General features: G+C 40.9%; 18 protein-coding genes. 7 read left to right on the top strand and 11 right to left on the bottom strand.

Features of this window, described 5'->3' with window-relative positions; translation table 11 throughout:
* Positions 1-8: 8 nt before the first annotated feature.
* Positions 9-383: a response regulator gene (locus H8Z82_RS02195; RefSeq protein ID WP_117676210.1), complete on the bottom strand. Its 375-nt coding sequence runs from the start codon at positions 381-383 to the stop codon at positions 9-11.
* 293 nt (positions 384-676) lie between these two features.
* On the opposite strand from H8Z82_RS02195, the gene H8Z82_RS02190 reads away from it, so the two are divergent.
* Together H8Z82_RS02190 and H8Z82_RS02185 are read left to right on the top strand one after the other, a co-directional pair.
* Entirely contained in the window at positions 677-1,393 is a 717-nt protein-coding gene (locus H8Z82_RS02190) for a LytR/AlgR family response regulator transcription factor (protein WP_186994102.1), read from the top strand.
* 1 nt (position 1,394) lies between these two features.
* Complete coding sequence (locus tag H8Z82_RS02185) at positions 1,395-2,714, top strand: sensor histidine kinase (RefSeq protein ID WP_186994101.1); 1,320 nt, start codon at positions 1,395-1,397, stop codon at positions 2,712-2,714.
* A 101-nt stretch (positions 2,715-2,815) separates the two neighbouring features.
* Here the strand turns inward: H8Z82_RS02185 and H8Z82_RS02180 are convergent, their stop codons facing one another.
* Both H8Z82_RS02180 and H8Z82_RS02175 read right to left on the bottom strand, forming a co-directional pair.
* Positions 2,816-4,192, bottom strand: a complete 1,377-nt coding sequence (locus H8Z82_RS02180; RefSeq protein WP_186994100.1) for an ATP-binding protein — start codon at positions 4,190-4,192, stop codon at positions 2,816-2,818.
* A 177-nt stretch (positions 4,193-4,369) separates the two neighbouring features.
* Entirely contained in the window at positions 4,370-5,326 is a 957-nt protein-coding gene (locus H8Z82_RS02175; protein ID WP_330607804.1) for an RNA-guided endonuclease InsQ/TnpB family protein, read from the bottom strand.
* 220 nt (positions 5,327-5,546) lie between these two features.
* On the opposite strand from H8Z82_RS02175, the gene H8Z82_RS02170 reads away from it, so the two are divergent.
* On the top strand, positions 5,547-6,566 hold the full coding sequence (locus H8Z82_RS02170) for an SPFH domain-containing protein (protein ID WP_186994099.1): 1,020 nt from the start codon (positions 5,547-5,549) through the stop codon (positions 6,564-6,566).
* Entirely contained in the window at positions 6,566-6,772 is a 207-nt protein-coding gene (locus H8Z82_RS02165) for a TA system antitoxin ParD family protein (RefSeq protein ID WP_026649632.1), read from the top strand. The genes H8Z82_RS02170 and H8Z82_RS02165 overlap by 1 nt, the downstream gene beginning before the upstream one ends.
* A 78-nt stretch (positions 6,773-6,850) precedes the next feature.
* Here H8Z82_RS02165 and H8Z82_RS02160 read toward each other — a convergent pair whose 3' ends face one another.
* Both H8Z82_RS02160 and H8Z82_RS17865 read right to left on the bottom strand, forming a co-directional pair.
* Complete coding sequence (locus H8Z82_RS02160) at positions 6,851-7,705, bottom strand: alpha/beta hydrolase (protein ID WP_186994098.1); 855 nt, start codon at positions 7,703-7,705, stop codon at positions 6,851-6,853.
* A gap of 113 nt (positions 7,706-7,818) precedes the next feature.
* Positions 7,819-7,923 carry a DUF6783 domain-containing protein gene (locus H8Z82_RS17865; protein ID WP_334298247.1) on the bottom strand — a complete coding sequence of 35 codons (105 nt, stop codon included), beginning with the start codon at positions 7,921-7,923 and terminating at the stop codon, positions 7,819-7,821.
* Between H8Z82_RS17865 and H8Z82_RS17860 the strand changes: the two genes are divergently transcribed.
* Positions 7,888-8,094 carry a DUF6783 domain-containing protein gene (locus tag H8Z82_RS17860; RefSeq protein ID WP_334298246.1) on the top strand — a complete coding sequence of 69 codons (207 nt, stop codon included), beginning with the start codon at positions 7,888-7,890 and terminating at the stop codon, positions 8,092-8,094. The two genes, H8Z82_RS17865 and H8Z82_RS17860, sit on opposite strands and share 36 nt — an antisense overlap.
* Positions 8,095-8,148: 54 nt before the next feature.
* On the opposite strand, the gene H8Z82_RS02155 is transcribed toward H8Z82_RS17860, so the two are convergent.
* The 5 genes from H8Z82_RS02155 to argC form a co-directional block, all read right to left on the bottom strand.
* Positions 8,149-8,586: a hypothetical protein gene (locus H8Z82_RS02155; protein WP_186994097.1), complete on the bottom strand. Its 438-nt coding sequence runs from the start codon at positions 8,584-8,586 to the stop codon at positions 8,149-8,151.
* A gap of 155 nt (positions 8,587-8,741) precedes the next feature.
* The gene (locus H8Z82_RS02150) at positions 8,742-9,932 is read right to left on the bottom strand and encodes an aspartate aminotransferase family protein (RefSeq protein ID WP_186994096.1); all 1,191 of its coding nucleotides are present in this window, start codon (positions 9,930-9,932) and stop codon (positions 8,742-8,744) included.
* Positions 9,919-10,815 carry an acetylglutamate kinase gene (gene argB, locus H8Z82_RS02145; protein ID WP_019160702.1) on the bottom strand — a complete coding sequence of 299 codons (897 nt, stop codon included), beginning with the start codon at positions 10,813-10,815 and terminating at the stop codon, positions 9,919-9,921. Before argB ends, H8Z82_RS02150 begins: the two co-directional genes overlap by 14 nt.
* Before the next feature lie 15 nt (positions 10,816-10,830).
* Entirely contained in the window at positions 10,831-12,054 is a 1,224-nt protein-coding gene (argJ, locus tag H8Z82_RS02140; RefSeq protein ID WP_019160701.1) for a bifunctional glutamate N-acetyltransferase/amino-acid acetyltransferase ArgJ, read from the bottom strand.
* A 423-nt stretch (positions 12,055-12,477) separates the two neighbouring features.
* Positions 12,478-13,518 carry an N-acetyl-gamma-glutamyl-phosphate reductase gene (gene argC, locus H8Z82_RS02135; protein ID WP_186994095.1) on the bottom strand — a complete coding sequence of 347 codons (1,041 nt, stop codon included), beginning with the start codon at positions 13,516-13,518 and terminating at the stop codon, positions 12,478-12,480.
* A gap of 449 nt (positions 13,519-13,967) precedes the next feature.
* On the opposite strand from argC, the gene H8Z82_RS02130 reads away from it, so the two are divergent.
* Entirely contained in the window at positions 13,968-15,194 is a 1,227-nt protein-coding gene (locus H8Z82_RS02130) for an argininosuccinate synthase (RefSeq protein ID WP_019160698.1), read from the top strand.
* A 102-nt stretch (positions 15,195-15,296) separates the two neighbouring features.
* Here H8Z82_RS02130 and H8Z82_RS02125 read toward each other — a convergent pair whose 3' ends face one another.
* Positions 15,297-15,665: a BlaI/MecI/CopY family transcriptional regulator gene (locus tag H8Z82_RS02125; protein WP_019160697.1), complete on the bottom strand. Its 369-nt coding sequence runs from the start codon at positions 15,663-15,665 to the stop codon at positions 15,297-15,299.
* Positions 15,666-15,886: 221 nt separating this feature from the next.
* On the opposite strand from H8Z82_RS02125, the gene H8Z82_RS02120 reads away from it, so the two are divergent.
* Positions 15,887-17,164, top strand: a complete 1,278-nt coding sequence (locus H8Z82_RS02120; RefSeq protein WP_186994094.1) for an amidohydrolase family protein — start codon at positions 15,887-15,889, stop codon at positions 17,162-17,164.
* Positions 17,165-17,188 lie beyond the last annotated feature (24 nt).

The raw sequence follows: 17,188 nt of genomic DNA, 5'->3' as shown, positions 1-17,188 counted from the left end.
GTTTTTTGTTATATTACTTTTCTTCGTTCAAACCAGACGGAAAGTCCTTCTTTTATTTTCTGCTCTTCCACAGGCTTCATAAAAAAATATTCTATCCGCATCCTGAACGCATGAAGCGAAAAATCAAGATCACTGCACCAGATGATCCCACATTTCGGATACAGGGAACGGAGATGTTCTGCCGCATTCAGCCCGGACACACCTGGCAATGCAAGAAACACCACTGCCGGTACTGTTTTTCGTGTCCTCTCAAAAAATTGTTCCTGATCCTGATAGATTTCAATCAAGGGAAAAACTTTCTTTTCTGTACAGTAATTCCTGATGTATTCCGCACAGTTCTGTCCTTCCTGTTCCTGATCAGTCAATATGGCAATACAATACACGACATCCCTCCTCTTCCATTTGCTGTACTCCCATTTGTTATCCTCATTATAAAAAAGTCATAAATTTTTTCAATAATTCTGTCACGAAACGGCAGAAAATGACACGAATTGTAAATCCATGGTATTGTTTTGTGATATACTGTTACCAGAGCATATTTGAAATAACTATACCACCTGCTTGTCTGCAAATTCGATTGCACAGATGAAAAAGTGTTACTGAAAACAGAGTGAACAGCAACAAAAAGTCTCAGCAGGCGGAATTTTATAAACATATAAACAAAGGAAGATTTACTATGAGAATTGCAATTGTTGATGATATTTCAGAAGAACGGACACTGCTTCACAACAGACTGGAATCTCAGTTTTCCAGGCGCAATGTCCATACAGATATATTGGAATATGAAAATGGAGAAGCTTTCCTCACTGCAACAAAGGAATGTCCTTTCACTGTAGTGTTTCTGGATATTTATATGAATGGATCTAACGGAATTGATACAGCAAAAGAACTTCGCAGATCAGACACTGACTGTCTGCTGATCTTTACAACAAGTTCCACTGACTATGCATTAGAGGGATTCCAGGTCCGGGCTCTGCACTATCTTGTAAAGCCCTACAGTGAAAATGATATTTCCGCACTGGCAGATGAAATCCTTTCCCGCATCCCGGATTCCGGGAAATACATAGATGTAAAGGTAAACGGCAGCAATATTCAGATTCCCTTCCGGGAAATAATCTACGCAGAACATTTTTCCCATATGATCCACATCCACACTGCCGGTGATAGAGAACTGGTCACCCGTCAGTCCTTTGATTCCTTCATAACCTCCCTGAAAATGGACTCACGTTTCTATCAGTGTAACCGTGGCGTTGTGATCAATCTGGAGCATGCCGTTGATTTTGACGGAACAGGCTTTCGCCTTGATAACGGAAGCAATGTCCCAGTCAGCCGGAAGCTGCTCAAAAACGCCAGACAGACATTTATGGAATTTCTGTTCCAAAGGAGGTGCTGAAATGACTGACATACTTCGCCCTGTACTTGAACTTTCCGTAATCATTCCCGGCATACTGCTGGCATATCTGCCTGTAAAAAGCTATCTGAGACAGACACCGCTTAAGCTGACAGCATGGCTTCTTCCTCTTCTTCTGGGAATCTGTATTTTGGGAGGAGCGGTTTGCTGTGCCCTGCAAATCCCCACCAGATGGTTCCTGTTTCCTCTGCTTCCTGTGATTATGCTCATTTATCACAAAACGCTGAAAATCTCTGTCTGGAAATCTGTCAGTATTTTTCTTGCAGTCTTTGCAGTTTTTACATGTGTCAAAAGTTTATCCCGGGCAGTTAATGCACTTATGACCGCAGACCTGCATATTACAGAAAATGAACTGTGGTTTCATACCGGTGCCGGAATTTTCTATAACGTGATCTGTCTGCTTTTTGTTCTGGCAGCCTGGTATCCTGCCCTCCACTGTATACAGACAATGATCACAGACGAGAACTTTGCCCAGACCTGGTACGTATTCTGGATTCTTCCGGTAATCTTCATAGGAGTGAATCTTTTTATGATTCCCAAACACCGCAGCACTTTATATACCGGGCGTATTCTGCAGTGTTATATTGTTTTCAGTCTTGTACTGCTCATAATCCTGCTTCTGTTTTATGTCCTGTTTCTTATGATGGCAGTCAGCCTGAACAGAAATGCCAGACTTCAGCAGGAGAACCATTTTCTTTCCCTGCAGCAGGAAAGATACGAGAATCTCTGCATGGCCATTGAAGAAGCAAGGCAGGCACGTCACGATATCCGCCATCATTTTGTCCGTCTGTCCACTCTGGCAGAACAGGGTGACATAGAAAAAATTAAAGAATATCTCTCTGCTACAACCGGCAAAATCTCTGGCTATAACCTGCATTTCTGTGAAAATCAGGCTGTTGACAGTGTTTTCGGATATTATTCCACCATTGCAGAAAGAGAAAACATTCCTTTTCATGCACTGGTTTCCCTGCCTGCTGATCTTTCCATAGATGAGATTAATCTGTGCCTTGTGTTTTCCAATCTGTTGGAAAATGCCATCCAGGCAAGTGTAAAAACAGCGCCCGCCCGCAGAAAGATTAATGTGGAAGTTTATCCCCACCATAATCATCTCCTTCTGATCCACGTAGAGAATACCTTCGATGGCAAAATACATCAAAAAAACAATATTTTCCAATCCTCCAAACGCTCAGGAAACGGCATAGGAATCGAATCCGTCCGCCACATTACCGACAAAAACGGCGGTGCGTGCAGTTTTACCTATGAAAATGGAATTTTCTCTGCAAAAGTTATGCTGAGTATTTGAGTTTATTCTCTTTACTCAGCACTACTTTGCAGTTTTTCTGCTCCGACAGCAGATGACCTGTATTTACTTATACTATCCATACGGGCACTGGAATCAGCCTTTTATTTATACAATTCCCTTAATTCAATCAATATACGGTTTGTTCCTTCTTCACAGGTAAATCCTGATCTTGAAAAAAATCCATATCGATAACATTCCAGTCCGGTTTGTTTTACCTGACGGATTTCATTTTGGACAATACTCTCTGTTATAGGTTCTTTTCTGAATTTTGCTTCATAGAAAATATATCCCCTCTCATCGAGGGTAACAATATCAAATTCTCCATTTCTTTTTTTAACCGGGTCATCATAATAGTATTTTCCTATTTTCTCAAAAATCTCATCCATCAGACCTTTTCGGTTTTTTCTGATCAGATATTGTTTGCAAATCCTCTCAAAGCACTTTGGTATATATTTTGTTTCAAAATCATCTGCAATATATCTATCATAAAAAATATCCTGATCCATAATATTCATTCGCGACATATTTCTGAAAATATATTTATAATAGAACAAAGACAGATTATCTGAAATAAAATATCCCGATTTTTTTCTGTTGTTTTCATCGTTGATCGGAGCTTCTTTTGCAACAACATCCATGCGCATCAGCTTATCAAGAATATCTACTAACGCAGGTCCGCTTGAGACATTCGACTGGTCAAGGATATCTTTATATCTGCTAAATCCTTTTGCAAGTGCTTCAAAGACTTCATTTACATTTGTAATTTTTGAAATTTCTGAGTTCAGGTACATAGATACCTCATTATCCAGACGTGCCCCGGATGAAGCAATCAATTCAATGATATTCTCCCGTACACTTTTTTTTACATCAATCAGCCGGTTATAATACGGAATTCCACCAAACACACTATACAATCTTACTTTATCTTCTTCTGAAAACCCAGAATAAAACATTGCTGATTCATAATAGTCCATTGGCTTCAGATTAATCGTAAGATCAATTCTTCCATATAGCGGATTTTGTTTTTCCAAAAGAGCTTTCATCGTATCCACATAAGAACCACAGACAATAAGTTTCATGTTAGAAGTATCTTTGTAATGATCTATGACAGATTGCAAAACGCTGTCAAGTCCCTTTGAATTTTCCCTTAAATATGGATATTCATCCAAAACAAAAATCATCGGTTCTTTTTCTGATTTTTTAAACAAAAATCGCAACAGAACTTCCATATTTTCAAATGCAGGTTTGGTAAAGTCAAATATTTCGCCTATAAGTTCAGCTAAACTTTCTACATTATTCTGTTCTGTAGTTTGTTTACATTCATAATAAATGCTTTTTATATCTGTTTCTTTTAGTACCTGCTTAATAAGTTCACTTTTTCCAATTCGCCGTCTGCCATAAATCAGAGAAATCATTTGACCGTCTGAGCGGAACATGGTACACAATTTTTTTCTCTCAGTTTCTCTCCCATAAAACATATGCAGCCTCCGTTATTGAAAACTTATAAAAAGTTATAAACTTCTATGTTCCATTCCTACTTCAACGAGTATGCTTTTGATGATATAAATATCAATCTACTCACAAGTTCCTGTACTCTCCATAGGCGTAAATTCCAGACTAACGTATCCGTACATATTTGCATTAACATTTCAGTGTCAGCCTGCAAATTTTTCTCCATACGTCTTGAGATTTATAGATGCCTGGAAATCTCTGTCAATCATATTCCCACACGCACATCTATAAACTCTGTCAGATAACTTCAGATCTTTTTTGATGTTTCCACAACAGCTGCAAAGCTTTGAGGATGGATAAAACCGATCGACCACAATAAGCTGGATCCCTTTATCGCTGCACCTATATTCAAGCTGTTTTCTAAACCCCAAAAATCCCTGTGCCTGAACTGCTTTGGATAAATGTCTGTTTTTCATTATTCCGCTGACATTCAGATCTTCAATACATATAAATCTTGGTTTTCGATTTACGATCTCCGATATGGTCTGATTTAAATAATTTTTACGGATGTTTGTTAATCTGTGATTTCGTTTTAATAAAAGTTTTTCCTTTTTGATTACATTATTTGTTTTACAGTAACTTTCCCCTTTCTTATTTTTCTCGTAAGAACGAGAGACACTACGCTGTAATCTGCGTTTCTGTTTTTCTAATTTCTTTACTTTCCGACTCTTATTGATATTCTTATACTTAGTCCCATCAGAGCAGACAGCCAGATCTTTGATTCCCAGGTCTATGCCGACTCCGTCATCATTAAGTGTTTCCCTGCAGTCAGGAAATTCTACACATACGCTGATCCACCAGTTCAATCCGTCAAAAGATATTCTCGGGTTCATATATTTAGCATTTGTCGGAATACGTCCATGTTCTGCAAGTCTTACCCAATTCATTTTTTGTTTATTTGCTTTCCTGCCGGAAGAAAAGCCTTCAAATTTAACGTGTGTATTACTGAAGCGTATCTTAACGTTGTCCTGATAGAACTTCGGCATTGATCTCTTTTTTGACTTGAATCCTGGGAACTTTTGCAAACCCCTGAAAAAGTTCTTATAAGCAGTACAGGCATCTTTAATTGCCTGTTTGGTTACATTATTTGAGATATTCACCCTCACCTCTCATTACTCCAGAACGTGTTAGCTCAATTATAACTGAGAATTACGAATTTTTATACTGAAATTTTCCTCTACACATTAAATGTTCTTCTTTATCACATCCAATATTCTTCAGCATTGACATTTTGATATCAAAATGATATCATTTGTACATCAACCAATTCATACATATTTTTATGGTAAAGCAATGCATATACCAGTCAGGAGGTTTATTATGCAGGAAAAAGTTTTAAGCAGTAAGAAGAATGGTATGGCAATGATGATTCTCTTCATTTTGTTGTATGCGGCAGCAACAGCACTTGCTATAATCGGTTCCATCTTTCATTGTATTCCAATGGCTACGGTCGGATTCATCTGGTTATCTTTGGGATGGATTCCATTTCTTGGATTAAAGGTACTAAAGCCTCAGGAAGCTCTGGTTCTTACCTTGTTTGGTAATTATGTGGGCACACTGAAGGATGACGGCTTTTATTGGGTAAATCCTTTTTGTACAGCAGTGAATCCGGCAGCTAAGACGAAATTAAATCAGAGCGGCGATGTAGATGGCGGTAATGCTGCCAAATCAGTTTTGACATTAGCTGCGGCAGGCACCAGCGGATCTTCCAATAGCTCTTATGTGAGTAAAAAGATTTCCCTGAAGATCATGACTCTGAACAATAACCGTCAGAAGATCAATGACTGTCTGGGTAATCCTGTAGAAATCGGAATTGCGGTTATATGGCGTGTGACAGATACTGCAAAGGCTGTTTTTAATGTCGATAACTATAAGGAATATCTTTCCCTGCAGTGTGATAGTGCTCTTCGCAATATTGTAAGGATTTATCCTTATGATGTAGCTCCGAATGTGGATACAACAGGGGATGGTGTTGCAGATGAGGGCAGCCTGCGTGGTTCCAGCGAAATTGTAGCCGGACGTATCCGGGATGAAATTCAGCAGAAGGTTGCGGAGGCTGGTCTTGAGATTATTGAGGCACGCATCACCTATCTGGCTTATGCTCCTGAGATTGCAGCTGTTATGCTACAGAGACAGCAGGCTTCTGCTATTATTGATGCGAGAAAGATGATCGTAGATGGTGCTGTTGGCATGGTTGAAATGGCACTGGAACGATTGAACGAGAACAATGTGGTTGAGCTTGATGAGGAGCGGAAAGCGGCCATGGTTTCTAATCTTCTCGTTGTACTGTGCGGCAATCACGATGCCCAGCCGGTGGTTAATTCCGGCAGTCTGTACTAATGGCTGATACCAGACCAAAGAAACAGATTCCGCTCAGGCTTTCTGCAAAGCTTTATGATCAGATTGCCGCCTGGGCAGAAGATGATTTCCGCTCCGTCAACGGCCAGATCGAGTATCTGCTTACTGAATGCGTCCGGCAGCGTAAGAAAAACGGGAAATATGTTTCCGACACTATGGATGAGCCGCCGGAACTGGATATTGAGTGAATTTTCATATCTCAGCTGATATGTGAAAAAAGATAAACAGGGAGTGCTATTCTTGCACTCCCTCTCGTCTGTACCACCTTATTCCCACTGTGCTTTCATTATTTCTTTCGCTTCAAATATATGTTTCATCCAATCCCCGGCAAGCTGTACCCAGGTTTCACATTCTGCCTGGATGCCGTAGCCATTGGGGCAGGAGGTTTCAGCGGTTGCAAGGCCCAGGCCGTGACCTCCTACGGGATAGATATGTAATTCTGCCGGAATGTCCAGCGCATGAAGAGCCTGGAAAAACAGCAGGGAATTCTCTACCGGAACGGTGTCATCCGGGGCAGTGTGCCACATGAACGTCGGTGGAGTATCTTTGGTTACATTGAATTCCAGTGACAAGAATCTGAGTTTCTCTTCATCTGCATAGTCTTCTCCAAGAACACACTCAAAAGAACCCTGATGTGCTTTTTCTCCGGAAGTAATTACCGGATAACTGAGCATAAGTCCATTAGGGCAGAATTTTTCAGCATCCATTTCCAGGGCTTCCGCCACAAACGGTTTGTTCCAGAAAACACCAAGGCTTGCTGCCAGATGTCCACCGGCGGAAGAACCCTGGACAACAATTTTCTCAGTATCAATATTCCATTTATCTGCATTCTCACGAAGCATTGCAACTGCTGTAGCCAACTGCAGAAGTGCCTCCGGGAAACGTGCCGGTGCAACGCTGTAACGAAGAATTGCTGCATGATACCCCATTGCCATAAACTTAACAGCCAGTGCTTCTGCCTCTCTGTCCGATGTCATTGCATATCCGCCACCCGGACAGATCAATACAACCGGCCTCTTTCTCTCTGGGTCTATCTCCGGAGAATTATCCAGAAAATAGGTAAATAAGTTTGCTGTGAACTCAGAGTCTTTTAAATGGATTTCTATTTTTTCATGTATCATCGATGTAACCTCCAAACCTAAAATATAACATGATATACCCAGTATAATCGGGATACATACAAATATCAATTTTTATTCAGCCTCATCCGAGTCAATCGTAACCGAATAAAAAATTATAGACTTACGATTTTCTTTATTCTTATATTCTCCCTAAAGTGTGTTTGAAAAATGCTTTTCGCAAGATGTGCGTCACAATTTGTGGGAGATTTTGTCCGGATGAGGGCGTCGTAGCGGGCTACGGCAACCGAATTCGGACAAAATATACCGCAATGTGCGCGCAGATACTCAATTGTGTAGTCATCATCGCAGGTCTTATCTTCTTTCAGAATATCAATGACGCCAAATCTATTATCTACAGTGAAAAACAACACTTCATAGTGTCTGTATAATGTTACCAATGTATAACGTAACCCTACAAAATCAATCTGCCAAGCCAAAAAGGATTATGTTCCTATTATTCTTTTTTTCTCTATCTGGACAGCTCTTATTAATAGAATACCAATTATAAATAAATCCCCCCATATAAAGGGAATAACTATTTTACTTCTTACAATTTTAATAGTTCCAGATAAATCCAACGGTTCATAAATATAAACTTTAATGTTTTCCGTAGAATAATCCCTGAAATCCTTCGGAATATTGACATGATAATGCTTATCCTTATATTTAAATGATACAGCAACATGAAATTTTGAAAAATTCGCACCGTATTTGTTTGTAATTCCTCGGTCTGTTACTGCTGTTATTTCCTGTAAAGTATTTTTTTTATTATGACATGTGAAATAATTGTAATTTGAAATATAAAAACTATAAATAACAGCAAACACCCAAATACTCCATATGATTACCCATTTAGTTTTAGGACTATCAAAGATCTTCATCTATCATCATCCTGTCAATATATCGTCCATTTAAACTTGTTCCCAAAACAATAACTAAAATTCATCCATATATTCCTGTATTGTATATCAATTATATCTTCTGTAAAAAAGAAGGCCATTGCAAAACGCAACAGCCTTAGAGCGTGTTTGAAAAACTATTCCATACACTCATCCAGAATTGAAGCCATCTTATCAATATGTTCTTTTGTGATCACAAGCGGAGGTACGATTCTCAATACATCACTGCCTGCGGAGATCACTAACAATCCTTTTGCCAGCGCAGCTTTTACAACTTCACCAACCGGGCGGCCCTGGATTACGATTCCCTGCATGAAGCCCATGCCTCGTCTTGTTGCAGCGCATTCATGTTTTGCAACAATTTCATCCAGTTTCTGTTCCAGATATGGAGTCATTTCCTGTACATGTTCAATGATCTTATCATTCTCATAAATATCAAATACCTTGCTGACTGCAGCACATACAAACGGGTTTCCGCCATAAGTTGTACCATGGTCACCAGGTTCCAGAGAAGCTTTAGCTGCCTTCTCACCCAGTACAAATGCGCCTACCGGCACACCACATCCAAGAGCCTTGGCACTTGTCATAATATCCGGCTGTACACCATATGCCTGCCATGCAAAATAATAACCGGTTCTTCCCATACCACACTGAATCTCATCAAAGATCAGCATAATATCCTTCTCATCACAGATCTGGCGCAGACCTTCCAGAAATTCTCTCTTCGCCGGGTAGATACCGCCCTCACCCTGAACAACCTCAGTAATAATTGCACAGGTCTTATCTGTGATCTGAGCTTTTACACTCTCCAGATCATTGAAATCTGCAAACTTCACACCACCCATCAGCGGCTCAAACGGCTCTCTGTAATGAGCAGTTCCTGTTACAGAAAGAGCACCGATACTTCTTCCATGGAAGGAATGGTTCATTGCAATGATCTCATGGTCTGCATGTCCGTCACGTACATATGCATATTTCTTAGCAGCTTTTAAAGCACCTTCGATTGCTTCCGTACCACTGTTGGTAAAGAATGCCTTGCTCATTTTGCTTGCCTTTACCAGCTTCGCACCTGCCTCGATAATCGGTTCATTATAATATAAATTGGAAATATGCATCAGCTTATCAATCTGATCTTTTAATGCTTCGTCATATCCCGGATAATGATATCCCAGAGAATTTACAGCGATACCTGCTGCAAAATCCAGATATTCCTTTCCCTCGGAATCATATAAATAACATCCCTGTCCTTTTTCAAAAACAACAGGAAAACGATTATAAGTGTGAAGGATATTCTCTTCTGATTCCTTCATCTGTTCATTCATGTTCATTATAATATTTCTCCCCGTCTTCTCTTAAGATTGCAGTACCAATACCTTTGTTTGTAAAGATTTCCAGCAGTAAACTGTGAGGAATTCTTCCGTCAAGGATATGTACTCTTTTAACACCTTCTTCAATGGCATCAATACAGTTTTTCAGCTTCGGAATCATACCTCCGCCTACATAACCGTCACTGATAAGTTTCTCAGCCTCATCTACATGAAGCTCAGAGATCAGACTGGAGGGATCATCTTTATCCTTATAAACGCCTTCAATGTCAGAAAGAAATGCCAGTTTCTCGGCATGAACAGCCTCTGCAATGGCACACGCCGCATCATCTGCATTAATATTATAAGTAGCAAAATTATCATCATAGCCTACCGGGAAAATGATCGGCAGGAAATCTTTCTCCAGAAGATCTTCCAGGATCTTCGGCTCAACCTTTGTAACCTCGCCTACAAATCCAATGTCTCCGCCCTCTGTCTGTTTCTTGCGGCATTTCAGCAGACCACCGTCTTTACCACTGATACCAACTGCATTTACACCAAGAGATTCCACCATGGCAACCAGTTCCTTATTCACCTTCGCAAGAACCATCTCTGCGATCTCCATAGTATCTTTATCTGTTACACGAAGACCATTGATAAATTTCGGCTCCATACCAACCTTGCCAACCCAGCGACTGATTTCCTTACCACCACCATGAACAATAATCGGTTTAAAACCAACCAGCTTCAGAAGAACAACGTCCTTGATAACATTCTTCTTCAGTTCATCATCCAGCATGGCACTTCCGCCGTACTTTACAACCACGATCTTACGATTAAATCTCTGAATATAAGGAAGCGCCTCAATCAGCACCTCCGCCTTGTCCAAATATTTCTGATTAACCATTTGTATTCTCCTTTATTATGAACGATAATCTGCATTAATCTTCACATAATCATAGGTCAGGTCACAGCCCCATGCAGTTGCTGTAGCATCACCCATCTTCACATCAGCAATTGCTGTGACAGCTTCCTCAGAAAGAATCTTCGTTGCCTCTTCTTCACTGTAATCCACAGCCACACCATTCTCGATAATCTGAATCTTACCAGCCTTACTCTCAAAGAACAGATCCACCTTCTCAGGATCAAACTTCGCACCGGAATATCCCATAGCACACAGGATTCTTCCCCAGTTTGCATCATGTCCGTAGATAGCAGCCTTTGTCAGAGAAGAAGTAACAACAGACTTACTCAGTGTAACCGCCTGTTCCTTAGACTCTGCACCAATGATCTTGACCTCAAACAGTGCAGTCGCACCCTCTCCATCACCTGCAATCTTCTTCGCCAGAGTAGTATTAATATAATTCAGCGCAGCCTTAAAAGTCTGGTAATCCTCACCCTTCTCAGTAATCTCCGGATTCTCAGCCAGACCATTGGCCAGAAGAAGCACTGTATCATTGGTAGAAGTATCTCCATCAACAGAAACCATATTGTAGGTATCCTTAACATCCTCACTTAATGCCTCCTGCAGCATCTTCTTGGAAATCTTCGCATCCGTAGTCACAAAACCAAGCATGGTACACATATTGGGATGAATCATGCCGGAACCCTTACACATACCACCAACAGTAACTGTCTTACCGCCAATCTCAATCTGAACAGCAACTTCCTTCTTCTTAGTATCAGTAGTCATAATCGCTCTCGCAGCCTCAGTACCCGCCTCCAGAGAACCATCCAGCTTCGGCGCCATCATCTTCACACCATTCTTAATACGGTCAATGGGGACCTGCATACCAATCACACCTGTAGAAGCAACCAGCACACTGTCAGCAGCCACCCCAAGAATCTCAGCAGCCGCATCTGCAGTCTCCTTACAATAACCATACCCTTCTGCACCAGTACATGCATTGGCAATACCACTGTTACAGATCACCACCTGCGCAGACGGATGATTATAAACAATATCCTGATCCCATTTAACAGGCGCAGCCTTCACCACATTGGTAGTAAAAGTCCCCGCAGCCACACAAGGCACCTCACTATAAACCATAGCCATATCCGTTCTGCCCTTATACTTAATCTCAGCCGCAGCCGCAGCCGCCTTAAATCCCTTAGCCGCCGTAACGCCGCCCTCTATAATCTTCATAAAGTCCTCAATCCTTTCTATATATTAAGACAATAAAAACAGTTTCTTTTATAAATACTCTACCTAATTTTCATTCTCCATCTAACTCATCACCAATATCACAGCATCTCTCATCCTCTGCGCCACCTCTCAGTGACTGCCGCAGGTCCCCTGCGCAGTCACGCCCGTCAGACATCCACATCTCTTCCGTCTTGAAAAGTCAGCTCCGGAAATTATTTGGTTTTGAACGCATTTGCAGGGGCTGTAGTAATTCTTAGTGCTCGGGAATTTGCGTTATGAGGCGGCTGCATCACTGTCTGAGCGAAGCGAGTTTGACAAGCCGCCTCATGCCCTTAGCAAATTCACGAACACTTAGAATTAGTAAGCCCCGAAACCGCGTTCAAAACCAAATAATTTCCGGAGCGTCCCCTTTTCACCCAATCATTACGGACACATCGGCACCTGCAGCAGTCCCTCCGTCTCCTTAAATCCAAACATCAGATTCATATTCTGCACAGCCTGTCCTGCAGCACCTTTCACCAGATTATCCATAGCCCCCATCATAATCACTCTGTGAGTTCTCGGATCAATCTTAAAGTTCACATCCACATAATTACTTCCCTCCACACACTTAGTCTGCGGACAAACATCCTTATCAAGTACACGGACAAAAGTCTCCTTCTCATAATACTTATCATAAACTGCCTTCACTTCTTCATAAGAAACATCCTTAGTCAGAGAAGCATAAGCAGTCACCAGAATACCACGGTTCATAGGAATCAGATGAGGTGTAAAATTAATCAGCACTTCCTTACCGCACGCATAACCAAGCTGATCCTCAATCTCCGGTGTATGTCTGTGATTTGCAACACCATAAGCCTTAATATTCTCATTCACTTCGCAGAACAGATTGGCAACCTTGGCTCCACGTCCAGCTCCTGAAGTACCGGACTTCGCATCAATAATAATGGTAGACGGATCGATCAGTCCTTCTTTAATCAGCGGATAGATTGACAATGTAGAACATGTGGGATAACATCCAGGATTTGCGATCAGTCTTGCCTTCTTAATATCCTCACGATTAATCTCACATAAACCATAAACCGCCTCATCAATAAACTGCGGAGCCTTATGCTCAATTCCGTACCATTTCTCATATTTCTTCACATCTTTAATACGGAAATCCGCACTCAGGTCAATAACTTTCGCCTTAGAAAGAATTCCTTCATTAATTAAAGAAGCACAAAGCCCCTGAGGAGTAGCTGTAAAGATCACATCCACTTCATCAGCTAATGCTTCCATATTATCATCCATACATTTTGCATCTACCAGTTTAAAAAAGTTCTGATAAACATCTGAATATTTCTGATCAATGTAACTTCTTGAACCATACCACGCAATTTCCACATCTTTATGTCCCAGCAGCAGTCTGACAATTTCGTTTCCTGCATAACCAGTGGCACCGATAATACCTGCTTTAATCATAATCTTCTCCTCCATATCCTGACAGTACTCTCTCTACCCTGATCAAAAACTATTTATTCTGAAGTTTTTATCTGGTGATTTGCACTTCTGTCTCTATGATTTCTAAGCTCTGAAAGCCTATTTACAGCGTTTTGATGAACCGTAACGCACTGCCGTATCAGAGCGATGGATTAATTATACATCTTACCTGCATATTATGCAATAGCTATTTTCCATTGTTTCATATATATTTTATTTAATCCCCTGTAATCTTTCCTTATTTTCCTATGTTTGTTGCATATTTATGCAAAAATAAATAAAACTTTTTTCCATTTTCCTATTGCATATTTATAAAAAAAGGTGTATATTATCCCTTGTCAAACACACATAATTGTAAACCGTGTTTTTCCCATTGAATATTTATACAAAAATATTTTCTTATAAAAATACATTTCAGGAGGAATATTATCATGAAAGAAAAAGTCGTTTTAGCATACTCAGGCGGTCTTGATACCACAGCTTTAATCCCGTGGTTAAAAGAAACTTTTGATTACGACGTTGTCTGCTGCTGCGTAAACTGCGGTCAGGGAAACGAACTTGACGGGCTGGAGGAAAGAGCAAAATTATCCGGCGCTGCCAAATTATATATTGAAGATATTGTAGATGATTTCTGTGATAATTACATTATGCCATGTGTACAGGCAGGTGCTGTATATGAGCATAAATATCTTCTTGGAACCTCCATGGCACGTCCGGCAATCGCCAAGAAACTGGTTGAGATCGCACGTAAAGAAGGAGCTGTTGCTATCTGCCACGGTGCTACAGGTAAAGGTAATGACCAGATCCGTTTTGAACTTGGTATCAAAGCCCTTGCTCCTGATATCAAGATCATTGCTCCATGGCGTATGACAGACAAATGGACCATGCAGTCCCGTGAAGATGAAATTGATTTCTGCAAAGCTCACGGAATCGATCTTCCATTCGATATGAGCCACAGCTACAGCCGTGACAGAAACTTATGGCATATCAGCCATGAAGGTCTGGAACTGGAAGACCCTTCTCTGGCTCCTAATTATGAAAACATGCTTGTGTTAGGTGTTACACCTGAGAAAGCTCCTGATAAAGATACTGAGATCACAATGACATTCGAGCAGGGTGTTCCAAAAACATTAAATGGCAAAGAAATGAAGGTTTCCGAAATTATCACAGAACTGAACAGATTAGGCGGCGAGAATGGTATCGGTATCGTAGATATTGTTGAAAACCGTGTTGTTGGTATGAAATCCCGTGGTGTATATGAAACTCCTGGCGGAACCATCCTTATGGCAGCTCACGAACAGCTGGAAGAACTGACACTTGACCGCGAGACAATGGAAACCAAGAAAAAACTTGGCAGCCAGTTCGCTCAGGTTGTTTATGAAGGAAAATGGTACACACCTCTGCGTGAGGCAATCCAGGCCTTCGTTGAATCCACACAGAAATATGTAACAGGCGAAGTTAAGATGAGACTGTACAAAGGCAATATCATCAAAGCCGGTACAACTTCTCCATACAGCCTGTATAACGAATCCCTGGCATCCTTCACAACAGGTGACCTCTATGACCACCACGATGCAGACGGATTCATCACACTGTTCGGACTTCCACTGAAAGTTCGTGCTATGATGTTAAAAGAAGTAGAGCAGAACAAGAAATAATTTCCAATAATAAAAACAGGCTGTGGTGCACAGATGCACAGTAGCCTGTTTTTATTATTAAAAAATACTATCATTCTTTTTCAAAAAGTTTCCTTCCGCTTCTTATTTCAGCTCTGCTTTTTTTCGATCCAACAGCTCCTGAAGTTTTTCCAGATCCTCTTCCGTAAGTCCTTCGGTTTCCAGAAGCGCATGCATCATTTCCACCGGAGAAATCTTTCTGCTCTGTGCATTTCCTTTCAGATATTCTTCTCTGGTGATCAAAGGTGTATAGTTTCTCGCATAAACCTTACCATTCATAGAGGTTCCTGCTACCTTTATCAGATTTTCCTTCAAAAGAAGTTCCAGACATCTGCGCACAGTAGGCATTTTCAGCTCAGGTGCAATCTCGTTGATCTCAAAAGCAGACAATGGTCTTCCCTCTTCCCAAAGTACATTCATAATATCATATCGTTTACCTTTTAATATGTCCATTTTAAGATCCCCTTCCAATTTTAACCAAATATCAATATAATAATACTGGAATATCAAATTAATTACAATTACAGTACCCTTACGTTCCTTTACATAGCCTTTACAAATTTATATCTGTCAGTTGATACTTTCGTCATATTTATTACAATTGACACTATGCCCGAAACACTTTATAATTTCATCTGATATTCCTTTTATTTTAAAGAAAGAAGGTGGCAATAATGCTTACAGATACATTTGCCCTGAAAGGTACCATTTGTTACAGTATCTCCCCTCAGGAACTTTCCATCACCCCAAACAGCTATCTGATCTGCAGCCAGGGAAAATGTGCCGGAATATTTCCAGTGCTCCCTGAAAAATACAGGGGAATCCCCTGCAAAGACTACAAAGATGACCTGATCATTCCCGGTCTGACAGATCTGCATGTACATGCCCCCCAGTATACATTTCGTGCCTCAGGTATGGATTTAGAATTACTGGACTGGCTGAATACCTATACATTCCCGCAGGAAGCACGTTACGAAGATCCTGAATTTGCAAAGGAAGCTTACTCTATTTTCGCTGAAGATATGAAGAAGAGCCCAAATACAAGAGCGTGTATCTTCGGAACTCTGCATGTCCCTGCTACTGAGATCCTGATGGAGCAGCTGGATAAGACCGGGCTGAAAACCATGGTGGGCAAAGTAAATATGGACCGCAATGGTTCTGCCAGATTACAGGAAGAGAGTGCTCAGACTTCTGCAGATGCAACTGTCCGGTGGATTGAGGATACTCTGAACAGATTTGAAAATACAAATCCAATCCTTACTCCCAGATTTACTCCATCATGTTCTGATGAACTGATGAAAAAGCTTTCTGAGATTCAGAAGAAGTATCACCTGCCAATGCAGTCTCACCTCTCTGAGAATTTCGGTGAAATTGCCTGGGTAAAGGAACTTTGTCCGAATACACATTTCTATGGAGAAGCATACAGCCAGTTTGATCTTTTCGGAGGTGACTGTCCGACGATCATGGCGCACTGCGTTCATTCTTCAGATGAAGAAATTGCCCTTATGAAAAAACAGGGCGTTTACATTGCACATTGTCCACAGTCCAACACAAATCTCTCCTCAGGCATCTCTCCTGCCAGACGATATCTGGACGAGGGTATGCAGATCGGACTTGGATCTGACATTGCAGGAGGAACTTCCGTTTCCATTCTGCGTGCCATGGCTGATGCCATTCAGGTTTCCAAACTGTACTGGCGGCTGATTGATTCTTCCATGAAGCCGCTGACTGTTGAAGAAGCCTTTTATATGGGAACAGAAGGAGGCGGTTCCTTCTTCGGAAAGGTAGGAAATTTTAAAGATGGTTATGAATTTGATGCAGTTGTACTTAATGACAGCACCATTCCAACTCCATTAAAACTCTCTCCGAAAAACAAGCTGGAAAGATTGATCTACCTTTCAGATGACCGCAACATAACCGCTAAGTATGTAGCTGGCAGGAAGATTCTATAACTGCAGGAAATACAGATTCTGATG

The sequence above is a fragment of the Blautia difficilis genome (genome assembly GCF_014297245.1).
Classification (GTDB): Bacteria; Bacillota; Clostridia; order Lachnospirales; family Lachnospiraceae; genus Blautia_A; species Blautia_A difficilis.
This window is presented reverse-complemented; position numbering and strand designations above follow the sequence as displayed.

Bases quoted from the DNA above. Each gene is read 5' to 3' on its own strand.
- H8Z82_RS02190 (WP_186994102.1), top strand. From the start codon at position 677: ATGAGAATTGCAATTGTTGATGATATTTCAGAAGAACGGACACTGCTT.
- H8Z82_RS02185 (WP_186994101.1), top strand. From the start codon at position 1,395: ATGACTGACATACTTCGCCCTGTACTTGAACTTTCCGTAATCATTCCC.
- H8Z82_RS02180 (WP_186994100.1), bottom strand. From the start codon at position 4,192: ATGTTTTATGGGAGAGAAACTGAGAGAAAAAAATTGTGTACCATGTTC.
- H8Z82_RS02170 (WP_186994099.1), top strand. From the start codon at position 5,547: ATGCAGGAAAAAGTTTTAAGCAGTAAGAAGAATGGTATGGCAATGATG.
- H8Z82_RS02165 (WP_026649632.1), top strand. From the start codon at position 6,566: ATGGCTGATACCAGACCAAAGAAACAGATTCCGCTCAGGCTTTCTGCA.
- H8Z82_RS02160 (WP_186994098.1), bottom strand. From the start codon at position 7,705: ATGATACATGAAAAAATAGAAATCCATTTAAAAGACTCTGAGTTCACA.
- H8Z82_RS17860 (WP_334298246.1), top strand. From the start codon at position 7,888: ATGTGCGTCACAATTTGTGGGAGATTTTGTCCGGATGAGGGCGTCGTA.
- H8Z82_RS02155 (WP_186994097.1), bottom strand. From the start codon at position 8,586: ATGAAGATCTTTGATAGTCCTAAAACTAAATGGGTAATCATATGGAGT.
- H8Z82_RS02150 (WP_186994096.1), bottom strand. From the start codon at position 9,932: ATGAACATGAATGAACAGATGAAGGAATCAGAAGAGAATATCCTTCAC.
- argB (WP_019160702.1), bottom strand. From the start codon at position 10,815: ATGGTTAATCAGAAATATTTGGACAAGGCGGAGGTGCTGATTGAGGCG.
- argJ (WP_019160701.1), bottom strand. From the start codon at position 12,054: ATGAAGATTATAGAGGGCGGCGTTACGGCGGCTAAGGGATTTAAGGCG.
- argC (WP_186994095.1), bottom strand. From the start codon at position 13,518: ATGATTAAAGCAGGTATTATCGGTGCCACTGGTTATGCAGGAAACGAA.
- H8Z82_RS02130 (WP_019160698.1), top strand. From the start codon at position 13,968: ATGAAAGAAAAAGTCGTTTTAGCATACTCAGGCGGTCTTGATACCACA.
- H8Z82_RS02125 (WP_019160697.1), bottom strand. From the start codon at position 15,665: ATGGACATATTAAAAGGTAAACGATATGATATTATGAATGTACTTTGG.
- H8Z82_RS02120 (WP_186994094.1), top strand. From the start codon at position 15,887: ATGCTTACAGATACATTTGCCCTGAAAGGTACCATTTGTTACAGTATC.